Source organism: Taibaiella sp. KBW10 (genome assembly GCF_003852495.1).
Classification (GTDB): domain Bacteria; phylum Bacteroidota; class Bacteroidia; order Chitinophagales; family Chitinophagaceae; genus Edaphocola.
Window position 1 is genome coordinate 80,353 of the sequence record NZ_QAJI01000004.1, and the last position, 25,568, is coordinate 105,920.

The following is a 25,568-nucleotide window of genomic DNA, read 5'->3' on the forward strand; positions in this document are numbered from 1 at the left end:
TTTTAAAATATAGAATGAAAAATTTCATCAATAATTTTTTCAGCAGGCCACCAGTTATTTTTCCTTTGGTGGCTTGTTTTTTGCTATTCCTGACTTTTAACGAAGCACAGCTGTTTTTGCTTAGTGAAGATACTGCGGCTATCTTTAAAGTACGTCCTATCTTAATGGCCATGATGACCGTTTTTTGGATAGGGGCTACCTTATTTCATAAATGGGGCGCTTTAGGTTTTCTGATCCTTACAGCGGTTACCGTAGGGATCTATTTTTTCATGCCGGGTTCGGAATTTAAACAGCTATTGGGTAATGTGCTTATGTTGAGAATTCCTTATGATGGCAAAGTATTCCCCATACCGATGAGCATTATTTTCTCCTTTGCTATTTTATACTATTTCAGAAAAATGGAATGAGGTATTCAGGACAAGATATGATGGGCAATACAATTGTTCTGGAACAAAAGCCGGAGCGGATTGTTTCACTTGTGCCTTCGCAGACAGAATTGTTGTTTGACCTGGGTCTCGATCAGGAAGTGGTGGGCATTACCAAATTTTGCCTGCATCCCGAGTCCTGGTTTAGGACGAAAAGCAGGGTAGGCGGTACAAAGACGGTACATTTTGACCGCGTGAAAGCGCTGCAGCCTGACCTGATTATTGCCAATAAAGAGGAAAATGTAAAAGAACAGATCGAGGCATTACAATCCCTTGCCCCTGTTTGGTTGAGTGACATAAAGTGTGTGGAAGATAATCTCGAAATGATAAGCCATATTGGCGAACTGACACAGACTATGGACAAAGCAAGTGTCCTGATTGAAAAAATTAAAACCGGTTTTGCCCAACTGCCCATTATGCCGGTGCAAGGCCGTAAGGTTGCTTACCTGATCTGGTATAATCCTATCATGGTTGCCGGTGCGGATACCTTTATTCATGACCTTTTATCAAGGATAGGATTGGATAATGTTTTTGTTGCAGATCCACGCTATCCGGAGCAAACCTGGGCACAATTACAAGTAGCACAACCCGAATATTTATTACTCAGTTCTGAGCCCTTTCCCTTTTCCCAAAAACACCTTCAGATTTTTCAGGAAAAGCTGCCGCATGCCAAAATTATGCTGGTAGACGGGGAGCTCTTTAGTTGGTATGGCAGTAGGATGCAATATGCTGTGCCATATTTTAAAAGTATCTTTTCTTGATTTGGCAAAAAAAGGTTTTTTTGCGACTTTTTGGCACGTATCAAAATTTTGCATAAAATTTGAGATTGTAAACATAATAATTAACTTCGCAACACTTTATTTAACCGCAAAAGTGTTATCAATTATAAGGCGGTAACCATTATCAAACACAGCAAAGATGTTAGGATTTTTATCAAAGCTACTTGGTGGCAGTAAGTCTGAAAAAGATATTAAAAAACTTCAACCGGTAGTAAAAGCGGTTAATGATCACTTTGAACTTTACCGTTCGCTTTCCAATGATGAATTAAGGAATAAAACGCAGGAGTTTAAAGCAAGAATTAAAGAATACTTAGTAGATATTGATATACAGATCGCAAACAAAAAAACCGATGCTGAAGCGATAGAAGACCTGCACATGCGTGAAGCGGTGTTGAACGAAGTGGATAAACTGGTTAAAACAAGAGATGAGAAGCTGGAAGAAATTCTGGAGCAATTGCTTCCGGAAGCCTTTGCGGTGATGAAAGAAACTTCTCGTCGTTTTGCTGAAGGCGGTTCCATAGTTTCTAAAGCAACAGAGCTGGATAAGACTTTGCTGGAGAGTGGTAGAACCAACTTGAGCATTGATGGAGATCAGGTGACTTATAATACTACCTGGTTGGCTGCCGGTGCAGAAGTAACCTGGAACATGGTACACTATGACGTACAGCTGATTGGTGGTGCGGCTTTGCATCAGGGTAAAATTTCCGAAATGGCTACCGGTGAAGGTAAGACCTTAGTGTCTACCCTGGCTACCTACCTGAACGGTCTTGCCGGATTAGGGGTGCATTTGGTTACGGTGAATGATTATCTTGCCCGTCGTGACTCTGAATGGAACGGTCCTATATTTGAATGGTTAGGTTTAAGAGTAGACTGTATCGATAAGCATCAGCCAAACTCTGAAAGCCGCCGCAATGCCTACAATGCAGACATTACTTATGGTACCAATAACGAATTTGGTTTTGACTACCTGCGTGATAATATGGTGCATCGTCCGGAAGAGATGGTACAACGTAAACATCACTATGCCGTAGTGGATGAGGTGGATAGTGTATTGATTGATGATGCGCGTACGCCTTTGATTATTTCCGGTCCTGTACCAAAAGGAGATGATCAGCAATTCCAGTTTTTGAAGCCAAGAATTGAAAAAATTGTAGAAGCACAAAAACGCGTAGTTAACCAGGCTTTGAATGAAGCGAAACGCTTGATCAAAGATGGTAAAACAGATAAAGATGCCGGTGGTCTTCAATTATACAGAGCATTTAAAGGGATGCCGAAAAACGGTGCCATCATTAAATTGCTGAGTGAAGAAGGCAATCGCCAGATCATGCAAAAGGCAGAAAACTATTACATTGCCGAACAGCAACGTAATATGCCTAAGGTGTATGAAGAATTATATTTCTACATTGACGAAAAACAAAACAGCGTAGACCTTACTGAAAAAGGTTTGGCTATGATTACCGGTGATGGAGAAGATCCTAGCTTCTTTATCTTGCCAGACATCAGCACGGCGCTTGCCGCAATCGAAAAGTCAGAAGAAAGCGAAGAAGTAAAAGCACAAAATAAAGACCTTTTATTACAGGAATACGCAGCTAAAGCAGATCGTATCCACTCTATACAACAATTATTAAAAGCCTATTCGCTTTTTGAAAAAGATGTAGAGTATGTAGTGATTGATGATAAAGTAAAAATCGTAGATGAGCAAACGGGTCGTATCATGGAAGGCCGTCGTTATTCAGACGGGCTGCACCAGGCGATAGAGGCTAAAGAAAATGTACACATTGAGGCGGCAACGCAAACCTTTGCTACCGTTACCTTACAGAACTATTTCCGTATGTACCACAAGTTGTCTGGTATGACGGGTACTGCAGAAACAGAAGCAGGTGAATTCTGGGAAATCTACAAATTGGATGTGGTGAATATCCCTACCAATCGTGGTATCCAACGCCAGGATCATCAGGATCTGGTGTACAAAACAAAGCGTGAGAAGTATAAAGCGGTGATTGACGAGGTGGAAGCGATGCGTGGTATCGGCCGACCAGTATTGGTGGGTACAACTTCTGTAGAGGTTTCCGAATTGCTGAGCCGTATGATGCAACAACGCAAAATTCCACATAATGTATTGAATGCGAAACAACATGCCCGTGAAGCGCAGGTCGTTACAGAAGCCGGTTTGCAGGGTGCAGTAACCATTGCGACCAACATGGCCGGTCGTGGTACCGATATCAAATTGGGTGCCGGTGTTAAAGAAGCGGGTGGTTTGGCCATTATTGGTACCGAGCGCCATGAGAGTCGCCGTGTAGATCGCCAGTTACGTGGTCGTGCCGGTCGTCAGGGTGATCCGGGTAGTTCGCAGTTCTTTGTATCCTTAGAGGATGAACTGATGCGTTTATTCGGTTCGGAGCGTATTGCCTCTCTGATGGATAAGATGGGACATAAAGAAGGTGAAGTATTGCAACACGGCATGATCACTAAGTCTATCGAAAGAGCACAGAAAAAAGTAGAAGAAAATAACTTTGGTATCCGTAAGCGCTTGTTGGAATATGATGATGTCATGAATGCACAGCGTAACCAGATCTACAAACGCCGTCATAATGCCTTGTTTGGGGATAGGGTTGCTATTGATATTGACAATGCAATCTATGATGTAGCAAGTGACCTGATCGGACAATATCAGGGTGGTTTAACTCATGAAGCCTTTAGTCTGGAAGTGATCAAGCAATTGGCATTTGAACCGAAGCTGAGCGCAGATGAGGCGAAAGCCACAAATGCAGCGGAATTGTTGTATGAAGAAGCAAAAGCATTCTATCAACACAAAACGAATGCGATGCGTGAAATCATGTTGCCGCAGTTTATCGATATTAAGCAACAAAACGAAGGTCGTATTGAGTATATCATGATTCCGTTCTCCGATGGGATTAAGGGAATGCAGGTTCAGGTAGGATTAAGCGAATCGATTGAAAAAGAAATCAAACCGGTTGTAGAAAGCCTGGAGAAATCCATTACACTTGCCTTGATTGATGAATCCTGGAAAGATCATCTGAGGGCAATGGATGACTTGAGAACATCGGTGCAAATGGCTTCTTACGAACAGAAAGATCCTTTATTGATCTATAAATTTGAAGCTTTTGAACTCTTTAAAAAGATGCTTTTAGAGACCAATAAAAGTATTGTATCTTTCTTATTCCGTGCAGGGGTACCGGCACAGGAAGAACAGCCGCAACACATACAGCAGATTCCGCAGGAATATGCCGATTTTGAAGAACTGTATGATAATAGCCGGGAAATTGAAAACCGTGGTGAAGATTATGCGGCTAATGAAAATGATTATTACAACGAAGATCATGTACAGCCCAAACAACAACCCATCTCTGTGGAGCCTAAAATAGGCAGAAACGATTTGTGTCCTTGTGGAAGCGGAAAAAAATACAAGCAATGCCACGGCGCTAATTGATAATTATCTTCCTGGTATTCAGTGTAAACAAAAAGATTGAAGAAAATTTTCTTCAATCTTTTTGTTTTTTGTTGAAAATTGTCTTTGTTTTGTGTGGCAAACGGAAACGTAGCGTAAAGCCGGTTAATCCGGAATGACTGAAAACACTTACGAAATCTGTAAACACTTAAGACCATACAAATTCAATTAAAGGGTGTGCGGAAATATGCGTAAATGGTTGTGCGATGCATGGCAAGGGTCCGCTGCGATAGGGATGCAGGAGTTCTAAGACCTTTGACAGCCTATTATTAAAGTGGATAGGGCAAAACCAACAACCTTTTATGAAAAAAAGAGTATCATTTACCATTATCATTGCCTGTTTATGTTTTATCATATCCTGTGATAAAAAAGAGACCATAAAACAGTCGGAAAGTACTGCAGTAGCCAATGGCATGCTTGGCAAAAATCTCAAAACCATATCAATACATGGCGCGGAATTGTATACAGATGTTGATTTTCTGGCCATGTACAAAAATGATACGATCTTAAGAAGGATATCTGAAGAAATGATTTTTAAATATCCGGAAGTAAATAAGGAAAGCCTGCTCGCACAAATTAATTCTTGCACTTCTGTAAATGATATGAGGGATGTATACATCCGCTTTGGTATTACGGAGGGAAACCAAATTGTTGATCTTACAGTTCAGAATTTTGGCTATCTGCAATCTATCGCCCAAAAATATCCGGCTCTGGCCAATTTAAACCAAACAGATTTGCAGCATTTTTGGCAGCAACAATGGAAAAAAGTCCCCGTTTTGCGATTGATGGGAACAACCTGTGCCCAACAATACGCTATCTCAGTAAGAGATTGCAATGATGATTATGTTGTGAATGTGGGCATCGCTGCCGCAGGCTCGCTCTTCGCAGGCCCCGCAGCTGTAGCCACTTTTGCCGTTGGATTAGCAGGAGCGATCATTACACATAATAACTGTATTGAACGTGCTAAAAGAGTATATGATTCATGTAAATAAATGTTATTTTATGTTGAGAAAATATAATAAACAATACATAGCAATAATGGGCATCATACTAGCTTTTTGTATGATTGCACTACCTTGGTTTATCCAGCCGGAAATGCGGGAACTGAAGTATAATATACGGCTTGTGGGCTTCTCAGTTTTAGGTGTCTTCTACATATTATTTGTCTATTATAATCGCACCCAATGGAAAAGGTTTGTATTACGGACATTTGTAGCAGCAATTTTATATTTTGTGGTTATGTGGCTTTCTAAACCAATGATGGATGCACCATATAAATATCAACCCGCACATAATACGCCTGTCGAAACTCCTTAACAGAATGAAAACCGGATTATTTTAATCCTGCTTGGGAGGCAGTGCTTATCGGAAATGACAGGCCAAAGGAATAATATTGACACATTAAATAATGTTTATGAAAACAGCGAAAATAAGTTTCTACATAGCCATAATTGGTCTGGTAGCGGCATTTGCAGCATCGATGACTAAGCTAAGTTATCCGGAACTATATCGTTCAGATATATTTTTACTCGGTCTAATTCCTGTTTGTGTAGCTGCTATCTTAATGATTATTGCAGTTCAAAAAGACAAAATGGCAAACAAGGCGCTTTGGTACCTTGGTGCATTGTTTTTTCCTTCTATAGCGCCGATTTTTTATTACCTCACCAATAAAAGCAGGAGCAGGATTTAATAATACCGTAATAGTTCCAATAAGATTAAGCTTATACTAAATCAAGTTGGTACCGACCCTGAAATGTTCCTGAGCGTATCTGCATAGTTATGCTCAGGAACATTTTTTATACCTGATTAAAAAGGCTTTAACAAGCTTCCTTGCAACTTGTCAAAGCATCCATTTAGCGATGCCGCTACCGTGCTATAGTGATCACCAATATTTGGAACGATGACCACTCCTAAAAAAGAAAGTGAATCCCTCTAAAAAAAATGAAGGCTGCCTAGGAATAGGCAGCCATGCTGTATTATAAGAGGGGGTAAAAAATTAAATTATTTAATAAGCGTTATATCGCCTTTGTAGGTTTTGCTTGTGCCATCAAGGAAGACAAGGGTGAGGGTATAAAAATATACGCCCTGGCTTTGTAGCTGCCCCTGGAAGGTTCCGTCCCATCCTTTATTGATATTGGCAGTGGTAAATAATACCTGCCCTAATCGGTTAAATACCCGGAAGTCTACTGTACGATAAGCCCTGTCTATGGCGAGGATCGGTATAAACACATCATTCCGGCCATCTCCGTTTGGAGAAAAAGCATTAGGCATCATCACATCTTTTTTATACGGTCTTACACCGATCGAAAGGGTAGCAGTGTCTTTACAGCCTTTTTTACTTTCTGCCATCACCACAATATTGGTCGCGGTGTTTAAGGCAATCTGCTGTGCAGTCGCTGTTTGGTTATTGAATAAGGATGATGGTGTCCAGGAAATGACAGTATAAGGTATATTCAAGTCGTTTGAAGTGGATATTTTAATATACTCTCCTTCATATGGATCTTCCGGAGTGTAGGTTGCCGTTAGATCAAAGGTTTCGATTTCTATATTATTCGTTCTATATACACTATCGCAACCGTTAATGGTTCTTAAGGTATCGGATATGACCGTACTGTTATAATAGGTTTGGCCATTAAGCGTATAAGAGGTACATCCAAGCAGGTATCGGTCTTCGGTATAACTGTATTGAGGGAAAACGGTAATCCTGGCTTCGTGATAGATACTGTCACAGCCGTATTGGGTGTAGAGCGTATCGTAAACAATGGTGCTCGCCGTATAAACATTTCCCAGATAAGTAACGGCACCACAGCCCGAAAGTCTGTCTATTTTCTGTACTGGGTTTACAGGCATTACAATCAGGTTGAGGGTAACGATACTATCACAACCGACGCCATTTACAAAAGTATCTTTTGCCGTGTTGTTCGTAATCGTATGGTATACTCCATTAAACAAATAGCTTTCACCGTTACAGATAATGGTATTTTGTGTTCCGTAGGTTACTGGTCTCACGACTACCGTCATGGTGTTGGTGAGGGCACATAAGCCCGGTGTAGGGGTGAAGGTATAGGTGGTGGTGGCCATATTGTTGATCACAGGAGACCATGTGCCGGTTACCCCATTATTTGCAGTTGTCGGCAAAAGGAATGTTCCTCCCTGGCATATGGATGCTATCGCAGTAAACGAAGGCGTTAGCATCGGATTGACCGTAAGGTTCAATGTGGTGATACTATCACATCCTGTAATCAAAGAAGGCGTATGGTACGTAGCTGCGGTAGTACCGCCTGCCGTTACGCTAATGCTGTTCCAGATATAGGGCAATTGATTGGCACAGATGGTAATACTTTGAGTGGCCGTAGGATTTGGATTTACGGTAAGGTTTAAAGTAGTAGCACTATCACATCCTGTGATCAAAGAAGGGGCATGATAAATTGCTACCGCTGTACCGCCTGCGGTTACGTTAATGCCGTTCCAGCTATAGGGTAATTGGTTCGCACAAATGGTGACATTTCTGGTCGCAGTCAATAACGGATTTACGGTAAGATTTAAGGTTGTAGCACTATCACAGCCGGTTACCAAAGAAGGGGTATGATAAGTTGCTACCGCTGTACCGCCTGCAGTTACGTTAATGCCATTCCAGCTATAGGGTAGTTGACTGGCACAGATCGTAACATTTCTGGTTGCTGTTAACAATGGGTTTACGGTGAGGTTTAACGTAGTTGCACTATCACATCCTGTACTCAAGGAAGGAGTATGGTATACTGCTGCTGTAGCACCACCTGTGGTCACATTAATACCGTTCCAGCTATAAGGTAATTGACTGGCACAGATCGTAACATTTCTGGTTGCCGTTAATAATGGATTTACGGTAAGGTTTAACGTTGTGGCACTATCACATCCTGTGATTAATGAAGGCGTATGGTATACTGCTGCCGTAGCACCGCCTGCGGTCACACTAATGCCGTTCCAGACATAAGGTAATTGACTGGCACAGATGGTAACACTTCTCGTCGCGGTCAACAGCGGATTTACGGTAAGGTTTAACGTTGTGGCACTATCACATCCCGTGATCAAAGAAGGCGTATGATAGGTTGCTACTGCTGTGCCACCTGCGGTTACGCTAATGCCATTCCAGATATAGGGCAATTGGCTGGCACAGATCGTGACGTTTCTGGTAGCAGTTAATAAAGGATTTACGGTAAGGTTTAAAGTCGTGGCACTATCACATCCAGTGATCAGAGAAGGGGTGTGATAGGTTGCGACTGCAGTGCCTCCTGCGGTTACATTAATGCCATTCCAGTTGTACGGTAATTGGCTGGCGCAAATGGTAAGGTTCTTTGTCGCCGTTAATAATGGATTTACAGTAAGATTCAGGTTTGTCGTACTATCACATCCGGTAACTAAAGAAGGGGTATGATAGGTTGCAGCGGCTGCGCCACCTGCAGTTACGTTAATGCCATTCCAGGTATAGGGCAACTGATTGGCACAGATCGTAATGTTCTTCGTTGCGGTTAATAAGGGATTTACTTTTACGGTATCCATTATGGTTGCTCCGACACAGCCGCTTCTGGTCGGGGTAATGGAATAAATAACGGTACCTTGTGTGCTGCCCGTAGTGGTTAAGGTATGTGCAATGTTGTTTCCGGATCCGTTACTGGCTCCGGTTACGCCGTTTTGTGCTACGGTCCAGCTGAAGGTGGTATTATTAAGCGTCGAACTTAGGCTGGTGTTGATTGCCTGTCCGCTACAGATGACTTTGTTTATAGGGCTTCTGCTCGCTACAGGCGTCAGGTTATTGGTGTAACTGTTGCTGCCGGTAACGGTACAGGTTGTGCCCCCAACGGTATAGCTTACCGACAGGGTGAAGTTGGATGTGCCCGCCGGTATGGTTGCAGTAGTAGCTGCGGCCGTAGTATTGGCAATGCTGGCACCACTTGTCGAAGTACTCCAGGCAATGCTTCTTGTAGCAAAAGTACTTAAAGGTGTGGCGGTATAGGATACCGGAACATTAAATACAGAGGCACTGGCAGAATTACAGGAATTATCGTTAATAGCGGAGTTTATTGTACCCGAATTATAAGTAATGCTGGTAGGGGAACCACAAGTTGTGGTAAGGTTCGAAAAAGTTACATTGGCATTGGTCAGGCTACCGACATCCTGCCCGATACAGTCAAATATTTGTACTTTCCAGCCGCCTTGTATCGCATTACAGCCAATTAGTGGTGCCCAATTAATTGGAGTACTGTTAGGGCCATATTTACCATAAGTTCCGGTAAGCGGTGTTGCGGCGCCACAGACATTGAAGTTGGCTACAGACGTTGTAGAGAAACATAGATTATTTACATTATCACCACTGTTGCAAATATTACTTTGACTTCCTCCCGGATTAGGAGAAAGTAATATAGCTGGACTGCCACAACTGGCGGGGCCGATCAGGTAAAAGGCTAAATCGGATACATAAGTATGGGTTGCAGTAAAGCAGACCTGTATCTGGGTATTGGCATTAATATAAGAGGTTGGAGGCGGCGGCGTATAGTATTTAAAGGTGTCCTGCACGTTGAAACCCGCGGTCAAACCTACTGTAGTACAGTTTGGGTTTGGATTCGTAATAGATACAGTGCCACCCAGGTTCCATACCCAGGTGTGGTAACATTCAATAATGGCATTGGCACCATTTGCGATTTCTACACGATATCCGCCACTAGGTAAATTATTTATTGTAGAAGAAGTACCGTTCGCCGTTGTGTATGCTTGCCAGGAAGTCGTGTTGGCATCAAATTTATACCAATTAAAGGTATAGCTACCTGCGGTAGCAGGGTTTACCCTTAAAGAGGCGGGTGTTGCACTTCCTGTCGCACACCAAACGTAAATAGGCACATTGGTAATGCCACCCGGGTAATTGGTTGTCGTCTGCCCCGTATTACCAATAGCCGTAATCTGTGCATAAATGCCAGAGGGCAGCAATAGTAAAAAGGTAAGTGCCCATGTGACACATAAATAGATTTTGTAGATTTTTTTCATAAACGTTGAATGAAGGAAAAATGGATAATGGATTGTTATACCGTAATAAATTGTGAAGCCCTAATGAATGTCTGACTACATATAACCGCAAATTTTTTCTTTTAAATAGTCTTTAGTAGTTGATATACAGTTAATTATAAAGGCGTAAAATAATATATTATTTCATGTTTTTAACAATTTTTTATCATTTTTTTTGAGCTAAAATTCATTCCGATTTTTTAAGGTTCTCGTTTAGTTGATGGGTGATTTCTTGGTTGGGATAGGGCAATAGGGCTCTTGTTGCTTTGTAAGGCAAAACAACAATAAAAGGCCGGTGGATTTTTGCGTAAAAATACCCGATTACTAAAGCAGGTGTTTTTACCTGCTTTAGCTAAAATAAAGGGTTTATAAATGGGATTAATAGGCGTACCTGATGGGGTAGTGTCGCCAATTTGTCTCCAGAGGGGGTGCAGTGTAGCGGTATGGTTAAAGTATGCTATAAACGATACCTGATCATATATGCCGGCTGTCGCTATATGTTCAGATGCAAAATAAGGATACGCGAATGACTATAAGACACATAAAAACACCTGATTGTATAATCAGGTGTTTTTATGTGTTACTTAAGCAAAATGCTAATAGGAAAGGTTGTGGATATGATATTTTACTGCGAATAATACCAGGCCGGCAGTGTTTCTGCAGCCTGTTTTTGCCAACAGGTTATTCCGATGGCCATCAATGGTTCGTGGGCTTACAAAAAGCTTTTCTGCGATTTCTGCATTGGTCAGTTCCTGGCAGATAAATTGAAGTACTTCCTTTTCTCTGGGAGAAAGGTCAATAGGGATGCCGCTGATGCTTTTGACAACATCTACTTTAGACGAGCCGCTTTGCAGGGCTTTTAAAACCGGGTCTGTAATATAAAAGCCACTTTTGTGTACTGTTTTGATGGCCGTCAGGAGTTCGTCCCGGTCGCAGTTTTTAGGCAAAAAGCCACTCGCACCTGCCTGAATCATACGGGCGATCAACCGCTCATTAAAATGAACAGAAAGGACAATTGTTTTTGTATCCGGATATCTGTTCTGAATTTGTGTATTCAGCTCCATACCATCCATAACAGGCATCTCCATGTCAATAAGGGCAACATGAAGTGGTTGTGAGCGGGTATCTAATTGGGTCATGAACAGCGCACCGTTTTCCGCTTCAAAAACTAATTCAAATTCAGGCACCGCACTGATAAGTGATGCGATACCCTGTCTGAAAAGTTGCTGATCGTCTGCAAGGGCTATGTGTATCTTATCCATTAGTAATTCTTTTATTGTGCTTTTGTAGAAAAAGTAATAACAGCATGGTAACCTTTCTCTGCATTGTAGTCTATTGTATACGTTGCAGCCACCATACTTAACCTGCTTTCTATATTTCTCAATCCCATACCTCTTTTTTTACTGCCCAGTTCCTTGTCCAAACCTTTACCATCATCTGCATAATCAATATGGAAAATATTTTCTTTTAAAGAAAAACCGATATTGATATGGTCTGCTTCGGCATGTTTGATGGTATTATTAATCATCTCAATCAGTACACGGTAAAAGGTTAAGGCTTCTGTCTGGCTCAAAGGAACCTCCAGGCTATTGTCTTCAAAAGACAGATTGATCCTGATTCTTCCCGATGCGTTAATGCCGTCTGTGAAATTGTACAGTGCATCACTAAATCCGTAAGATCCTTTAAACATTGGCGATAAGTTATGCGAAATACTGCGCACACTACCGATAATGTTATCAATTGTTTTTTTGCTCTGTGTGTTGAACTGCTTGCTTTGCTCCTGCTGGTTTTTATCGGCAAAATCTTCAATCATCAGGCGAAGAGAGGATAAGACGGAACCTACTTCATCATGAAGATCCATACCGATACGTTTGCGCTCCTGTTCCTGAGAGTTAATAACCGTATACAACAAGTCCTTCTGATGTTGTACCTCCGCTTCCTTCATCTGGTACTGTTGCTGAATAATATTCTTTCGATATTTCAGGTAAAACAAGAGCAGACTTATAGACAGCAGGAATGAGGCACTCATACCTATAATAATATAAATATAACTATCCATGTTGTCTGTTTAATTTAAAATATGCATAGGCAAAGATCAGGTACATGATTAGCGCCATACTGGCATGTATATTCCATAAGAGATCATTTATTTTGTCTGGCATTTCCATGATTTTGGAGGAAAAGCCAAACAGGGTAGAGCAGGTCGCAAAATACAGGAGTAAACCTACAATCACCATAAAACTGAATACAGACTGGTTATCTTTAATCTGCGTCAGATCTCGGATCAGGAAGTATACACATAAAATGGTTATGCTCATACTACTTAAGAACCTTGGTAATACATTGTGCTTATATAAAGCATCGTTATAACCGATATAGCCAATAGCGACGATCGGAAATAAGACGATGGAAATACTCAGTATGTTATTGATGACCTTTCCCTTTAGTAAAGACTTGAATAAGAGGGAAAGGGTACAAAACTCCAATACCGTGTACAGATGCAGAAAGGGTAGATTCTTGATCTTTAAATATGCCGTGCTGACGGCAATAAGATTAAAGAGCAATGAAATCAGAAGAAAATAATAGGTAATTCTTTCTGGGGCACCCCAGTACTGCCTTTTATATAAAGCAACTGAAATCGTTAAAATTAAAAAAGAGGGTACAATGACCCCCATATATAAATACATTTAAAGAGGATTGTAAGTGGCATATAGCGGACTGGAAACATCACATTGTTTAGGACATGGTGTTGTAAAGTCATAGATCGTAGAAGTCACCGGACTGCTAACCGTTCTGCGCATTTGAAGCACATCTTTTCCAAAAGGATATTCATTTGTTTCTCCGTTGCCCATAGGCTCGCCGCCGTCGATGGGTAATAAAAGTACATGTATATCATTGGCATCATTACTCTCAAGATTGTTTTTGGCCAGGTACACTCTTATGGAATTGATGTCGCCGCCCTGAGCATTATAATAGTCAATATCTTCCATGATGTTTTTTAGATCTACTAAAGGAATACGAAACCCTCTGAATATGTCTGTGCTGTTAGGGTCTTCTATGCCAAGAGACTGTGCAAAGTAAGTGCGCCATGTGCTCGTTAGATCTCTGGCTTCTTCGGGTGTGATTGGGGGGAAATCGCTCATGTTTTTTGATTTTTTAATAGTAAAAGAATGAAAAATAAGTAGATGCCCAATGGTATCCGGTACTGGGATATCATTGAAAGCATAAAAGTAGTAATTTTTGTTAATAATACATTTGTTAATAATTCATTTTCCAATGATATTTAAAGATGTACTATGTAATATGATCATTTTTTTTAGTATATAATGAAAAAAATAACGGGCGCAATCTAAGACTTTTTTTAAGGACTGTTTCAGGTAAAAATACCTGTTTTAATTTACCGAGCAGAAAGGGGCATTCACCGAAGTGCTCTTGAATAGGGCAATACAGCGCATTACTTTTGTGATATCCAATGAGTTAAAATCCCCCTGATGGGGGTAAAGAAAACATATTTTATCACCCTATTTTTGCAATGTAAATTCCTTTTTATGAAAACACTTCCTCTATTAATCACTGTTGCCGGTAGTTTATCCCTAAACATAGCACAGGCACAAACCGGAACGCAAATTCCTGTACCGGTAGTTGCAGCATCCTCTGTAAATAGTGTAAATGTTTCCGGATCTGTAGTAGATGGCGGAAGCAAGCAGCCGGTTGAAATGGCTAACGTTGTACTTACCGGAGCAGATAAAAAACAATATTATGCGTATACAGATGAGGCCGGAAAATTTTTGATTGAAGGCGTTCCGAACGGATCGTATAAACTATCTGCATATTTCGTAAACTATAAAAATTTTGAAAAAGATGTGGTGATTGATGCCGCCACCCATGATCTTGGATCTATCGGGATGCAAAGCGCCGCCACTAACTTGAAAGAAGTAACCGTTACCGATTTTAAGAAAGTAATTGAACAACGTCCTGACGGGATCAATTATAATGTAGAGAATGATAAGTCCAATCTGGGTACCTCCGCAACAGATGTATTGCGTAAAGTACCGATGGTTACGGTAGATATGGAAGGTAATGTGCAGTTAAGAGGTAATAGTAATATCAAAGTATTGGTAGATGGTAAACCCTCTGAATTGATGGCTTCTTCTGTAAAAGATGTATTGCGCCAGATTCCTGCCGATAATATTAAAAGTATAGAAGTATTGACCAGCCCAGGTGCAAAATATGATGGTGAAGGGGCTTCTGGTGTGATCAACATCATCACCAAAAGAAAACTCATCAAAGGCCTTAGCGGAACGGTATTTGGTGCACCAAGCTATAATATAGACAGAGACTTATTGATGGGCCATGTAGGCGCTAATATTAATTACCGCCAGGGTAAATGGGGCGTAAATACCAGCTTCGGTGTAAGCCGTTGGGCGATGGTGTTGGATAGTAAAGGAGGTCGTACAGATTTGCCCGGTACTGCTAATGAAACCCGTTTAGAGCAAAGCCAGCACATGTATGGTTATGGTAATTTCGGATGGAGCAAATTAGGAGCAGATTACCAGATTGACTCCCTGCAATCGATCCAGGCCAGCGTAAACTATAACCCGGGTACCTGGAACCAGGAAATGAGAACCAGTGCTGCTTATCCTAAAACGGGGTTGAACTTTAGCCGTAACATTGATCAGAAAAATCCGAGAAATACGGTAGGCGCGAATGCTGCATATTCCAAAAAGTTTAAGAGCAATCCTAAAAGAACGCTTGATGTATTAGCGGCCTATTCTACCGAAACCATGAACGCAGGATATAATCTGTCTAATGAAAATCTGAATAGCCATGTAGTAGATTACAAGGAGATCAATGATAATAGAGCACAAAATAAAGAATTGACGGTTCAGGCAGATTATGTGGAACCATTGAAAGGTAAAAACCAAAAATTAGAGTTTGGTCTGAAAGCAATCAACAGGGATATCTCCAGCGATTATAGCCTGAAAAGCCTGGCTACCGGTCAAAGCGATTATGTGGTTGATCCTAGCCGTTCTAACCTTTTGACTTATAACCAACTGGTGGGTGCTGCTTATGGGCAATTTACCACGCCGCTGGCTAAAAGCCTGAGTATGGTAGCGGGTGCGCGTTACGAAGTGACACATATTAATGGAAATATCAGAGATAACGGAGGTGATTTCGAACTGCCGGTATTCAATAACTTCTTACCGAACTTGGTATTTATGTTTGACCTGAAAAACTTCAACAAACTGAAACTGAGTTATAATAAACGTATTGAGCGTCCGTCTATAGAATTTGTAAACCCTTACATTGACTATAGTGATCCATTAAACTGGAAACAAGGTAATGCAAGACTGGTGCCGGAAAAAACGCATAATTTTGAATTGGGCTACAGTACATTCGTCGGAAGATCAAGCATTAACCTGAGTGCCTTCCATCGCAGAACCGATAATGCCATTGAATCGAGCACATTGGTGAATCCGGCTACAGGCATCAGCTTAACAAGCTATGGCAATATTGCCAAAACAAATGCAACAGGAGCTGACTTTTTTGCCAGCAGTACCTTCTTTGGTAAATTGATGGTGAATGTTAATGCAAGTGCTTATTATAAACAATTGAAAAGTACTTCTTTAAACATCTCGAATAAAGGCTGGGAATTTAAAGGAAATGCCTATGCGAATTATATGATCAACCAGAAATTCAGCCTCAACGGGTTTGGGATGCTGAACGGAAATCAGGTGCAATTGCAAGGTAATCAAGGAGGCTGGTACTACTACTTTATCGGAGCACAAATGAACATCCTGAAAGGAAAAGGTTCTATCGGTATCGCAGCAGAAAACTTCTTAACGGCTAAAATTGACATTCCTACAAAATACACTTACCAAAATGCAACCTACGATATGACGACTACTTATGTAGGTAGAGGAGTGCGCATGAGCTTTAACTATAACTTCGGTAAAATGCAGTATGGTAAAGAAAAAGCAGTGAATAACGATGACCTTAAAAAAGCAAATTCCGGACAAATGGGTGGTGCCGGCGGCGGTAACTAATCAAGCATAAATAATTAACCTTTTTTCATACAATCCCTTTTATTACAGGCTGTTTCAATTCTTTGAAACGGCCTTTTTTTATTCACTTACCTGATATTGATAAAGATCATAATAAAATCCTTTACGCAGCATTAATGCATCATGTGTGCCTATTTCTGCAATCTTCCCGTCATCCAGTACCACAATCTGGTCAAAATCCCAGTTTTTGAAAATCCGGTGGGTAATGATTAAGACCGTTTTATCTTTTAGTGCTGCTTTTAGATTTCTTAGAATAGCTTGTTCCGTAGTGGTGTCTACCGCAGAAATTGAATCATCCAGGATCAGGATCTCATGTGGTTTTAGCAAAGCCCGGGCAATACTCACCCTTTGTTTTTGTCCTCCCGAAAGCATTACGCCTCTTTCGCCGACTACGGTATCATATTGCTCCCTGAGCCCCATAATATCTTTATCTACATGGGCCAGCTGTGCCGCATGTTGTACCTTACCCTTAGTGACCTCATCCACTCCGAAGGCAATGTTACGGGCAATGGTATCCGAAAATAAAAAGACCTCTTGCGGTACATAGCTAATCTGTTTGCGCAACCGTTCCAAATCCCATTCTTTTACATCCGTACCGTCGATAGATACCGTACCGGCAGTGGTATCATACATTCTGAGTAAGAGATGTGCCAGGCTCGATTTTCCCGAACCCGTTTTCCCGAGAATGGCAATTTTTTGTCCTTTTTTGATCTCTAAAGACAGGTCAGATAAGGCTTTAATGCCCGTATGAGGATATACAAAGTCTACATGCTTAAAGGAAATTGCCCCTTCAACAGCATCAGTTCTGCCCTCAGCAGGAGACTGTATTTCGGGTTGCAGTACCAGAAATTCATTGATTCTTTTTTGGGAAGCCGCCGCTCTTTGGATCATAGAGCTGGTCCATCCAAGTGTGGATACCGGAAAGGTGAGCATCGTGATGTAAAAGATAAACTCCGCAATATTGCCTACCGTTATCGCTCCATTGATCACTTTCATGCCCCCTAAGAGTATCGTAATCAGTAAACTAATACCAATAAAAAAGCCCATCAAAGGAGTATACCAGGCTTCTGTTTTTGCCAGGCCGATCGTGCTTTTGCGGTAAGCCTTAGAAGCCGTCTCAAAATTATCTTGTATTACATCTTCCTGTACAAAAGATTTGATGACCCTGATACCGGAGAAGGACTCCTGAGCCAAGGCTGTTAGTTTGCCTAATTGTGCCTGTATTTTACTGCTTTTTTTATTAATCAGGCCGTTGATCCGGATCATGCTGAAAGCAAGTAAGGGTAGGGGAATTAAAGAACAAAGGGAAAGCATGACATCTACGCGAAACATACCCCAGATCGATAAAATAGTTAAGACGATAAAGTTAAGGGTATACATAATGGCAGGACCGGTATACATACGCACCCGGCTTACATCTTCAGACATACGGCTCATCAGATCGCCCGTGCTTTGCGATTTGAAAAAAGAGGTGCTGAGTCTTTGGTATTGCTCATAAATTTCATTTTTCTGATCATATTCAATATGGCGGGACATAACGATGATCGTTTGGCGCATAAAGAACATAAAAACACCCCGGATCAGCGCAAATGTAATGAGGAGCAAGCCCCCGACCATAACCATTTTCATAATCAGGCGCATATAGTCATTGTTCAACTTTGTATCACTCACCAGCCGGTATAAGGTAATATTGCTATACACCTGATCGATCACCGTACGGATAATGACTGGCGGTAAGACCGCAAAGAAGTTAGAAATGGTCACAAACAGGATGCCCAGGCCTAAACGGTATTTATATTTAAGGAAAAATTTATTGAGCGCGCGTAGTTCTTTCATACTATTTTAAAATACTTTCACAAAGGTACACCCCTTAAGTCTATTGGTTTCCTTAATTTTGCATCGTCAATATAAAATAAATATGAAAAAAGGGATCTTCATTGGTGTACTGGTGTTATTGCTGGGGTCTTGCACAAAAGCTTCAGAAGAAAAACGCTATACGGCCAAGGAGGTGAAGCAGGCGCTGGATTCTGCCAAAGCGACTAAAGTATCTGCCATGAAAAAAGAGGCGGAGAAAGACTTGGCGATCAGGAGTGCAATTGAATTAAAACCCCTGATGGATTCACTGGAGAGACAACAGAAAAAGAAGTAGGGAATATGAGCCCGTTTATAACATTAGCAAAAGGCTCCGGAGATCATCCGGAGCCTTTTTAAAATAATATCTTGTGTTGCTCTTATTAAACTTCTGTATAATTTTTCTTTTTTGCCAACACCTGATAGGCCCCGTCCCAAAGCCTGATGCGGCTTTGCAGCGCTTGTATCGTAGCCATTTCGGCTTCCGCCCAATAGGCATCATTTTGCGCACATAGGTTTGAGGTCATTTGCAAAGCCAGATGGCTATGATGGTCTCCATCTACTTCAATATGTCTCTCCAGATAATACTTGAAGATTGAAATACTGTCCGGGAAGTTTTTATAAATATCATCAATGATCGCATGGAACATGCCCGGGATCAGGTCTTCCCTTCCAAAAGTGAAGATGGCAGATTGTAAATGTGCCTTATCGCTTCGGATCGTGTCGAAAGTGAAATTCACAAAATCAATCGCTTCCGGTGGTGTGCCGGCAGCAGCAAAAGCCGCTTCAAAATTGCCGCCTGCTCTTAAGGCATCAATAAATGTCTCGATTTCTTTTGTGTCTGCGCCGCATTGTTGCATGGCATCCAGGTACAATTCAAAATGGCTCTTCTTATTGCCATACAAATCCACATCCGACTCTTCTCCAGCCACAATTTCATTGATCAATTGCCGCGTCTCTCCATCTCCTTTAGGAAACCAGGGTACTTGGGTACAGGTCAGGTTGTTTTGCAACGATTTTAATAAAGACATAAAGTCCCATACCGCATAGATATGATATTGCATAAAGACTTTCAAATCGTCCACATTTTCTATAATGGAATAGACTTTATGATTAATGATTGCGTTGCGGAATGGTTCCGCTGCTATTTGAATACGTTCAATGCGATGATGCATATAGATAAGATATCGTGTTGTTTTAAGAATTTTGCAAAGGTAGGGGGAAAAATAATTTCGAGTTATTTTTCAATAATTAATATTGTTTTTTTCGGTACTTTCGTTTAAATATAAATCTATAATTATATAAATAATTATAGATTTATATTTTATTGAATTTTATAGTTTTTTATTGTAATAAACTGTTTTATAGCTTAATTACCAACAAACCTTTATTCTTTTACTGGTCTGCATTACCGGCTGAGCCACTCAAATGAACCCTTTCTTTGGCTTCACTTTTATCTGGCTGACTTAATATTTATTTTGACTTGTACAATAATATACTAAAAAACCAAACCTTTCTTATGAAAAAACTACTTTTTGTCTTGATCCTTATTGGCCTTGCCTCACTACAGCTTTGGGCGCAGGTGCCCACAGTGCCGCGTGCACCTGCCGAATGGGAAGAAATCCGGGGCGTGGTCATGGAAGTAGAGCCCATGCGGTCGCATCCCAGTGTATCTTTTGATGAAGCAGTGGAGCCCTATGTAAAAGTGGCCCGGGCTTGTATTAATGAAAACATTGCTTTATACTGCATTACTTCTGACACTATAGATGATCTTGGCACACTCAAACCATTCGATCTGGACACGGTATTTTCCAACAGGGGTATTGTATCGCCACTGATCCATATATTGGATGTAGATAATTTGGAAAGCTTTACCGCCGCACCTTGGTCAAGAGATCATGGAATGTTTGCCATTTACGAGAACGAAACAGGCGCAAGGAAGCTGGCCGATTTTGATATAGTTGCAAGTACCCAGACCCTAATTGCCACTACGCTCGGTATTCCTTCCCTCAATATCCCAACGAGTACCAACACTGGTCAGGCATATTACGATGGAGGAAACTGGCTATGCGATGGTCATCACACTTTTAATATTGCTAATATTTCCCACGGTATACAGCCCGGTCTGCAACAGCCTGCAAAACCCGATTTTACCAATTATATGGGTATTCAAAAGACCCTAAATGTAACGGGGGTGGGTATACATGTCGACTATTGGTTGAAGATGCTTAATGAGGAAACCTTCGTTGTTAGCTACATTCCGCAAGCAAATTATAACCCCATCGACAATAAAACGGATCACCAGGTTGATATTGATGCTTCTGTAGCCTTGATCAAACAACAACTGACCAGTGCTTTCGGCAGATCGTTCACCTTTCACCAAATCAGGAATGCCCCTACATACAATAATACATCCCTTAATACAACATACCTGACAGCCGATGCAAGCTATACCAACTCGCTGATCTTGAACAAGACGGTGCTCGTGCCTCAATACGGTGTACAGCCCTTTGACCAGGATGCTCTTGATGCCTATGCCGCACTGATGCCCGGCTATACGATTACCGGCATTTTGTGCCCACAATATGCGCAAGCAGGAGGCGCCATCCACTGTATTACCCATGAAATCTATGCAGATGAGCCAATCTATATAAAGCATGCCTGGATCAAGGATACGGTGGTCATAGCCCCACAATTTGCCATCAATGCCACAATTAAATCTCAGAGTGGTATTGCTACTGCGCGCCTTTACTGGAAAACAGAGGGTAGTGCAAGCTGGACGACGGTGCCAATGCTTGCTTCGGGAGCAGAATATACGGCTCAGATTCCCGGACAGCCGGCAGGTACCACTATTGTCTATTATATTAGTGCTTCTAATAATTTGGGCAAATCGATATCCAAGCCCTTTGTCGCGCCAGCCGGCGTTTATAAGTTTTATATTAAACAAGGCCTGGGGATTGCGGAAACATCAAGGGAAGTAGCCGAAAAAATAACCCTCTATCCTAATCCGGCTTCGGGTAAAGTGACCGTAACTATTCCTGGTTTAGATCGCCATACACCGATCTTGATTGAGTGTTACGATATAAGTGGGCATAAAGTCCGCGCTAGGAACCTTGCCGAGCGGGATTTTGATATTTCCGGTTTGGCATCAGGCACCTATATCCTCCGTATTGTTTTTAAGGATGGTACGCTCTGCGGTACCGTTCCATTGACGGTACAATAATTTGTGACTAACCTTATCAGCTAAGTATCCTGACCACATTTTTTAGGGTTTGCTCTTAAATAATCGTGTAAATATTTTGTTTAGCAATGAAAAGCCAAGGATAAATAGTACCTGTTTTGGGTTTCGTCGTAATTTACAATTCAAAAAAGGGATATATGCCAAAACCGGTATATATCCCTTTTTATATTTTAAAATCCCGTTGATGGACAATGGTTACTTACTGCTTAGTCGTACAATCGGTACGATCACCTCTTCTAAGCTTACCCCACCATGTTGGAAGGTATTCTTATAATAATTCACAAAATGATTGTAGTTGTTGGGATAACACAAGAAGACATCACCTTTGGCAAAAATAAATTTAGAATTGATATTCGGCTGTGGCAATCCCGCTTGCTTGGGGTTGGTTATGTCAAACACATCCTTGTGCTCATATTGTAAATTTTTTCCGTGTTTATAACGTAGATTGGTAGTGGTTGCACGGTCGCCGATCACTTTACTGGGCGATTTTACCCTTGTCGTACCATGATCGGTAGTAATGAATAACTGAATGTTTTTATCTGAGATCTTTTTGAGTGCGCGATAAAGAGGGGAGTGCTCAAACCAGCTGATGGTCAATGAACGGTAAGATACCTCATCACTGGCCAGTTCCTTCAGTACTTCCATTTCCGTGCGGGCATGAGAGAGCATATCCACAAAGTTGTATACAATAACGGTCAGGTCATTTTGTAAATAATTATGGAAATTATCCTCCATAGATTTACCGTCTTCATTATTCGTAATCTTTAGATAATCCCATTTCAGGTGATCCAGTTTTAATTTTTGCAACTGCGCCCTTAAGAAATCCTTTTCATGCAGGTTTTTACCACCTTCTTCGTCATCATTTTTCCATTCCTTAGGGAATTTCTTTTCAATATCTAAAGGCATCATCCCTGCAAAAATCGCATTACGGCTATATTGTGTAGATGTGGGGAGTATGCTGAAAAACATATCCTCATCTTCGATTCTGAACTGCTCGTTAATGATCGGCTCTATAGATTTCCACTGATCAAAACGAAGGTTATCGATCAATACCATAAACGTAGGCTTGTCCTTGGTCAGGTAAGGGGCGATCTTGTCGGCAAAAAGATTATGCGAGAGCATCGGCAATTCCTTCGTCGTTTTATTGATCCAGTCCAGATAATTGCGGGATACAAATTTGAAGAACTCCGTATTTGCTTCTGTCTTCTGTGTATTAAATACCTCCAGCATCTCCGGACTATCACTTTTACTCATTTCCAGTTCCCAATACACCAGTTTCTTATACAGGTCTTTCCATTCTTCCAGGTTGGGATTAGAATTAAGCGTCATAAAGAGGTTGCGGAAATCTTTCTGATATTCAGTAGTGGTCTTCTCCGAAACCAAACGCTTTCCGTCAAATATTTTTTTGAGGGAAAGTAATACCTGGTTTGGGTTTACCGGTTTGATCAGGTAATCGGAGATTTGTCCCCCAATAGCCTCTTCCATAATATTCTCTGCTTCATTTTTCGTAACCATGATCACCGGTAGGTTGGCATACAGGCTTTTAATCTGGCTCAGGGTTTCCAGCCCCGTCATTCCGGGCATGCTTTCATCTAAGATCACCACCTCGGCCTGGTTTGATCTCAGGTGTTCCAATACGTCATAACCATTAGTAAAGGGGGTTACCTCGTATCCTTTATTTTTTAAAAAAAGTATTTGCGATTTTAATGATTCTATTTCGTCGTCTACCCAAAGAATGTTTGAAGTCATATAATGATCTTAAGATTTGAATTGTTTCTGTTTGAACGATAAATATCAAACAATTATTTCGATTTAAATATTAATAAAAATACAAAACTAAAGGCGGGTATCCTATAGCAGGGACAAAACAAAAGTGCTATCCCCTAAAGGATAGCACTTTGTATATGATATGCGGTATAAGAAATAAGCTTATTTCTTAGGCGCTGCTTTCTTTGCTGCTTTGGCTTCTGTTTCGATATCTGTAGCAACAGGAGAAGGTGCTACAACCTCTTCTTCGTTTACATTAACCTCTAACATTTTTTCCAACTGACGCACTTCTTTTTTCAAATCATAGATCGTTTTGTATAATTCGTCTAATTCAGATTTTGTGGCAATCGGTAAACCGGTAAGCATTTTCTCTGTTTGTGTATCCATATCCTTACGGATTTTCAACTGCATTGCGCTTACTTCGGCCATTAATTGGCTATAGTCATCACTTTCAAACAATTCAACATATACTTTATCACCGATGTTTAACCACTCTTGGTATAAAGCCGTCATGTTGTTGATTTCAACACCATTTTCTGCTTTAGCAATGATGTTATCTACAAGGCTGTCCATTACTTTTTGGCCTTGTTGATATACCATATATTGCAATTCTGCATTTTTGATATTGTAGATCGCTGTTCTGTCGATGATGCTAGACCACTCACTAGCCGATTTTGAATATTGGTTAGGTGTAGCCATTTTAGCCAATGGAGATACAGCACCGCTGAAGTTTTGCTGCATCGTTTGGTATGCATTAGCCATTGTTTCAAACATGTTTTGACCTGCGAAAGGATTCATACCGTTTAAAGACGCTGTAGCTTGGTTGTAGAAATTTCTGCCTTGTCCGGCGAAATCTTTCATATAACCATTCATCATTTCAGTTGCTTGTTGCATATACTGACGGTTTTCGTCGGTATTGAATCCGAAATAATTATTCATCAGATCCTTATAAGCATCAAAATTGAAGTTTTTCTTGAATTGCTCTGCATTAAAGTTTTTATCTTGAATAGATTTCCAGAAAGGCATCCACATTTCATAGAATTTGTTGAAACCTGCAGTTACATTCATCATATTAGAGAAAGTATCCTTGCTGTTTGCATTCTGAAGGTTTTCAGACAATTGACCGAATGATTTAGTCAACAAGTCGTTATATTGGGTAAACATACCACCCAAGTAATCATTTTGACCTTTAAAGCTGTCCATGATATTGGCAGGATTATATTGCTGCATCATGTTCATCCAGTTATTAGCTGTTTGGTATTTGCTGTACCAGCTGTTCCAATTGTTCATCATCTCCATCGGATTCATTTTGGCAAAGGAGTCCTGAGTGGGAATGTTGTTTTTAAAGAAACCCTGATTCATTTCCCAAGATTTTTTAGCCATCTCCACTTGGTTGTTCAACCAGCTTTGATAAAAAGTACCCGCTTTTTCCATGTTTTCTTTTGCAGAGTTCGTTGCATTTTCTACTTTTTCAGCAGAACCGGAGAACGCCTTTTTTTGTTGCTCCAACCAGTTTTTGTAAAATTCTTTACCTTTCTCAATACCGTCATTGACAAAAGCATTATTTTTTGTAGCTTTTTTAGTTGTTTCTACAACATTTTCCACCATTTTTTGTTGTGCTTCCAATACGGTTTCAACAAAATTTTTGTTTTCTGAGGCCATTTTGATTTGATTTTAAAAATGTATTTAAATATGGTTATTTCGTAATTTGATAGGGCAAAAATATTATGATATTATGTAATGGACAAACAATTCTGTGTTAAATCATTTTTTATATAAATATTTAATAATAATTGTATTTATAAGTATATTGAATATCAAATAAAAATAATTAATTAATTATTTTACTATAATAATTATAAGCAAAATAGCTTATAAAATTGAAACATAATACTCACTATGTGACCGATTGGGGGCAAAATGTTGTAGAATTAT

18 protein-coding genes are annotated in these 25,568 nt (G+C 40.6%); 9 read left to right on the forward strand and 9 right to left on the reverse strand.

Annotated elements, in window-relative coordinates; translation table 11 throughout:
* Window positions 1-14: 14 nt before the first annotated feature.
* The 6 genes from DBR32_RS08040 to DBR32_RS08065 all read left to right on the forward strand — a co-directional run bounded on the left by DBR32_RS08040 (window position 15) and on the right by DBR32_RS08065 (window position 6,363).
* A complete protein-coding gene (locus DBR32_RS08040; RefSeq protein WP_124635803.1) occupies window positions 15-407 on the forward strand; it encodes a hypothetical protein in 393 nt (130 codons plus the stop codon).
* The gene (locus tag DBR32_RS08045; RefSeq protein WP_124635804.1) at window positions 404-1,186 is read left to right on the forward strand and encodes a helical backbone metal receptor; all 783 of its coding nucleotides are present in this window, start codon (window positions 404-406) and stop codon (window positions 1,184-1,186) included. The genes DBR32_RS08040 and DBR32_RS08045 overlap by 4 nt, the downstream gene beginning before the upstream one ends.
* 157 nt (window positions 1,187-1,343) lie before the next feature.
* Window positions 1,344-4,655 (forward strand): preprotein translocase subunit SecA, encoded by a 3,312-nt coding sequence (gene secA, locus DBR32_RS08050; protein ID WP_124635805.1) that lies wholly within the window; start codon window positions 1,344-1,346, stop codon window positions 4,653-4,655.
* A gap of 320 nt (window positions 4,656-4,975) precedes the next feature.
* A complete protein-coding gene (locus DBR32_RS08055) occupies window positions 4,976-5,665 on the forward strand; it encodes a hypothetical protein (protein ID WP_124635806.1) in 690 nt (229 codons plus the stop codon).
* A 10-nt stretch (window positions 5,666-5,675) separates the two neighbouring features.
* Window positions 5,676-5,990 (forward strand): hypothetical protein, encoded by a 315-nt coding sequence (locus DBR32_RS08060; RefSeq protein ID WP_124635807.1) that lies wholly within the window; start codon window positions 5,676-5,678, stop codon window positions 5,988-5,990.
* 97 nt (window positions 5,991-6,087) lie between these two features.
* Window positions 6,088-6,363, forward strand: a complete 276-nt coding sequence (locus tag DBR32_RS08065; RefSeq protein WP_124635808.1) for a hypothetical protein — start codon at window positions 6,088-6,090, stop codon at window positions 6,361-6,363.
* Window positions 6,364-6,674: 311 nt separating this feature from the next.
* On the opposite strand, the gene DBR32_RS08070 is transcribed toward DBR32_RS08065, so the two are convergent.
* From DBR32_RS08070 to DBR32_RS08090, 5 genes are all read right to left on the reverse strand, one after another.
* Window positions 6,675-10,691, reverse strand: a complete 4,017-nt coding sequence (locus DBR32_RS08070; protein ID WP_124635809.1) for a gliding motility-associated C-terminal domain-containing protein — start codon at window positions 10,689-10,691, stop codon at window positions 6,675-6,677.
* A gap of 614 nt (window positions 10,692-11,305) precedes the next feature.
* Window positions 11,306-11,971, reverse strand: coding sequence for a response regulator transcription factor (locus DBR32_RS08075; RefSeq protein WP_124635810.1), 666 nt, complete (start codon window positions 11,969-11,971; stop codon window positions 11,306-11,308).
* An 11-nt stretch (window positions 11,972-11,982) separates the two neighbouring features.
* Window positions 11,983-12,768, reverse strand: coding sequence for a sensor histidine kinase (locus DBR32_RS08080; RefSeq protein ID WP_124635811.1), 786 nt, complete (start codon window positions 12,766-12,768; stop codon window positions 11,983-11,985).
* Window positions 12,761-13,273, reverse strand: a complete 513-nt coding sequence (locus tag DBR32_RS08085; protein WP_124635812.1) for a hypothetical protein — start codon at window positions 13,271-13,273, stop codon at window positions 12,761-12,763. The genes DBR32_RS08080 and DBR32_RS08085 overlap by 8 nt, the downstream gene beginning before the upstream one ends.
* A 123-nt stretch (window positions 13,274-13,396) precedes the next feature.
* Window positions 13,397-13,852, reverse strand: a complete 456-nt coding sequence (locus DBR32_RS08090; RefSeq protein ID WP_124635813.1) for a hypothetical protein — start codon at window positions 13,850-13,852, stop codon at window positions 13,397-13,399.
* A 405-nt stretch (window positions 13,853-14,257) separates the two neighbouring features.
* On the opposite strand from DBR32_RS08090, the gene DBR32_RS08095 reads away from it, so the two are divergent.
* Window positions 14,258-16,756 carry an outer membrane beta-barrel family protein gene (locus tag DBR32_RS08095; RefSeq protein WP_158605941.1) on the forward strand — a complete coding sequence of 833 codons (2,499 nt, stop codon included), beginning with the start codon at window positions 14,258-14,260 and terminating at the stop codon, window positions 16,754-16,756.
* A 78-nt stretch (window positions 16,757-16,834) separates the two neighbouring features.
* On the opposite strand, the gene DBR32_RS08100 is transcribed toward DBR32_RS08095, so the two are convergent.
* On the reverse strand, window positions 16,835-18,610 hold the full coding sequence (locus DBR32_RS08100; protein WP_124635815.1) for an ABC transporter ATP-binding protein: 1,776 nt from the start codon (window positions 18,608-18,610) through the stop codon (window positions 16,835-16,837).
* 82 nt (window positions 18,611-18,692) lie between these two features.
* Between DBR32_RS08100 and DBR32_RS08105 the strand changes: the two genes are divergently transcribed.
* Window positions 18,693-18,923: a hypothetical protein gene (locus DBR32_RS08105; protein ID WP_148089212.1), complete on the forward strand. Its 231-nt coding sequence runs from the start codon at window positions 18,693-18,695 to the stop codon at window positions 18,921-18,923.
* 85 nt (window positions 18,924-19,008) lie between these two features.
* On the opposite strand, the gene DBR32_RS08110 is transcribed toward DBR32_RS08105, so the two are convergent.
* Window positions 19,009-19,800 (reverse strand): DUF3050 domain-containing protein, encoded by a 792-nt coding sequence (locus DBR32_RS08110; protein WP_124635817.1) that lies wholly within the window; start codon window positions 19,798-19,800, stop codon window positions 19,009-19,011.
* Between the two features lie 344 nt (window positions 19,801-20,144).
* On the opposite strand from DBR32_RS08110, the gene DBR32_RS08115 reads away from it, so the two are divergent.
* Complete coding sequence (locus DBR32_RS08115; protein ID WP_124635818.1) at window positions 20,145-21,848, forward strand: agmatine deiminase family protein; 1,704 nt, start codon at window positions 20,145-20,147, stop codon at window positions 21,846-21,848.
* Window positions 21,849-22,061: 213 nt separating this feature from the next.
* Here DBR32_RS08115 and DBR32_RS08120 read toward each other — a convergent pair whose 3' ends face one another.
* Window positions 22,062-23,615, reverse strand: a complete 1,554-nt coding sequence (locus DBR32_RS08120) for a PglZ domain-containing protein (RefSeq protein ID WP_124635819.1) — start codon at window positions 23,613-23,615, stop codon at window positions 22,062-22,064.
* Between the two features lie 180 nt (window positions 23,616-23,795).
* On the reverse strand, window positions 23,796-25,295 hold the full coding sequence (locus DBR32_RS08125) for a poly(R)-hydroxyalkanoic acid synthase subunit PhaE (protein ID WP_124635820.1): 1,500 nt from the start codon (window positions 25,293-25,295) through the stop codon (window positions 23,796-23,798).
* Window positions 25,296-25,568 lie beyond the last annotated feature (273 nt).

Coding starts and splice junctions, on each gene's coding strand:
- DBR32_RS08040 (WP_124635803.1), top strand. CDS start 15: ATGAAAAATTTCATCAATAATTTTTTCAGCAGGCCACCAGTTATTTTT.
- DBR32_RS08045 (WP_124635804.1), top strand. CDS start 404: ATGAGGTATTCAGGACAAGATATGATGGGCAATACAATTGTTCTGGAA.
- secA (WP_124635805.1), top strand. CDS start 1,344: ATGTTAGGATTTTTATCAAAGCTACTTGGTGGCAGTAAGTCTGAAAAA.
- DBR32_RS08055 (WP_124635806.1), top strand. CDS start 4,976: ATGAAAAAAAGAGTATCATTTACCATTATCATTGCCTGTTTATGTTTT.
- DBR32_RS08060 (WP_124635807.1), top strand. CDS start 5,676: ATGTTGAGAAAATATAATAAACAATACATAGCAATAATGGGCATCATA.
- DBR32_RS08065 (WP_124635808.1), top strand. CDS start 6,088: ATGAAAACAGCGAAAATAAGTTTCTACATAGCCATAATTGGTCTGGTA.
- DBR32_RS08070 (WP_124635809.1), bottom strand. CDS start 10,691: ATGAAAAAAATCTACAAAATCTATTTATGTGTCACATGGGCACTTACC.
- DBR32_RS08075 (WP_124635810.1), bottom strand. CDS start 11,971: ATGGATAAGATACACATAGCCCTTGCAGACGATCAGCAACTTTTCAGA.
- DBR32_RS08080 (WP_124635811.1), bottom strand. CDS start 12,768: ATGGATAGTTATATTTATATTATTATAGGTATGAGTGCCTCATTCCTG.
- DBR32_RS08090 (WP_124635813.1), bottom strand. CDS start 13,852: ATGAGCGATTTCCCCCCAATCACACCCGAAGAAGCCAGAGATCTAACG.
- DBR32_RS08095 (WP_158605941.1), top strand. CDS start 14,258: ATGAAAACACTTCCTCTATTAATCACTGTTGCCGGTAGTTTATCCCTA.
- DBR32_RS08100 (WP_124635815.1), bottom strand. CDS start 18,610: ATGAAAGAACTACGCGCGCTCAATAAATTTTTCCTTAAATATAAATAC.
- DBR32_RS08105 (WP_148089212.1), top strand. CDS start 18,693: ATGAAAAAAGGGATCTTCATTGGTGTACTGGTGTTATTGCTGGGGTCT.
- DBR32_RS08110 (WP_124635817.1), bottom strand. CDS start 19,800: ATGCATCATCGCATTGAACGTATTCAAATAGCAGCGGAACCATTCCGC.
- DBR32_RS08115 (WP_124635818.1), top strand. CDS start 20,145: ATGAAAAAACTACTTTTTGTCTTGATCCTTATTGGCCTTGCCTCACTA.
- DBR32_RS08120 (WP_124635819.1), bottom strand. CDS start 23,615: ATGACTTCAAACATTCTTTGGGTAGACGACGAAATAGAATCATTAAAA.
- DBR32_RS08125 (WP_124635820.1), bottom strand. CDS start 25,295: ATGGCCTCAGAAAACAAAAATTTTGTTGAAACCGTATTGGAAGCACAA.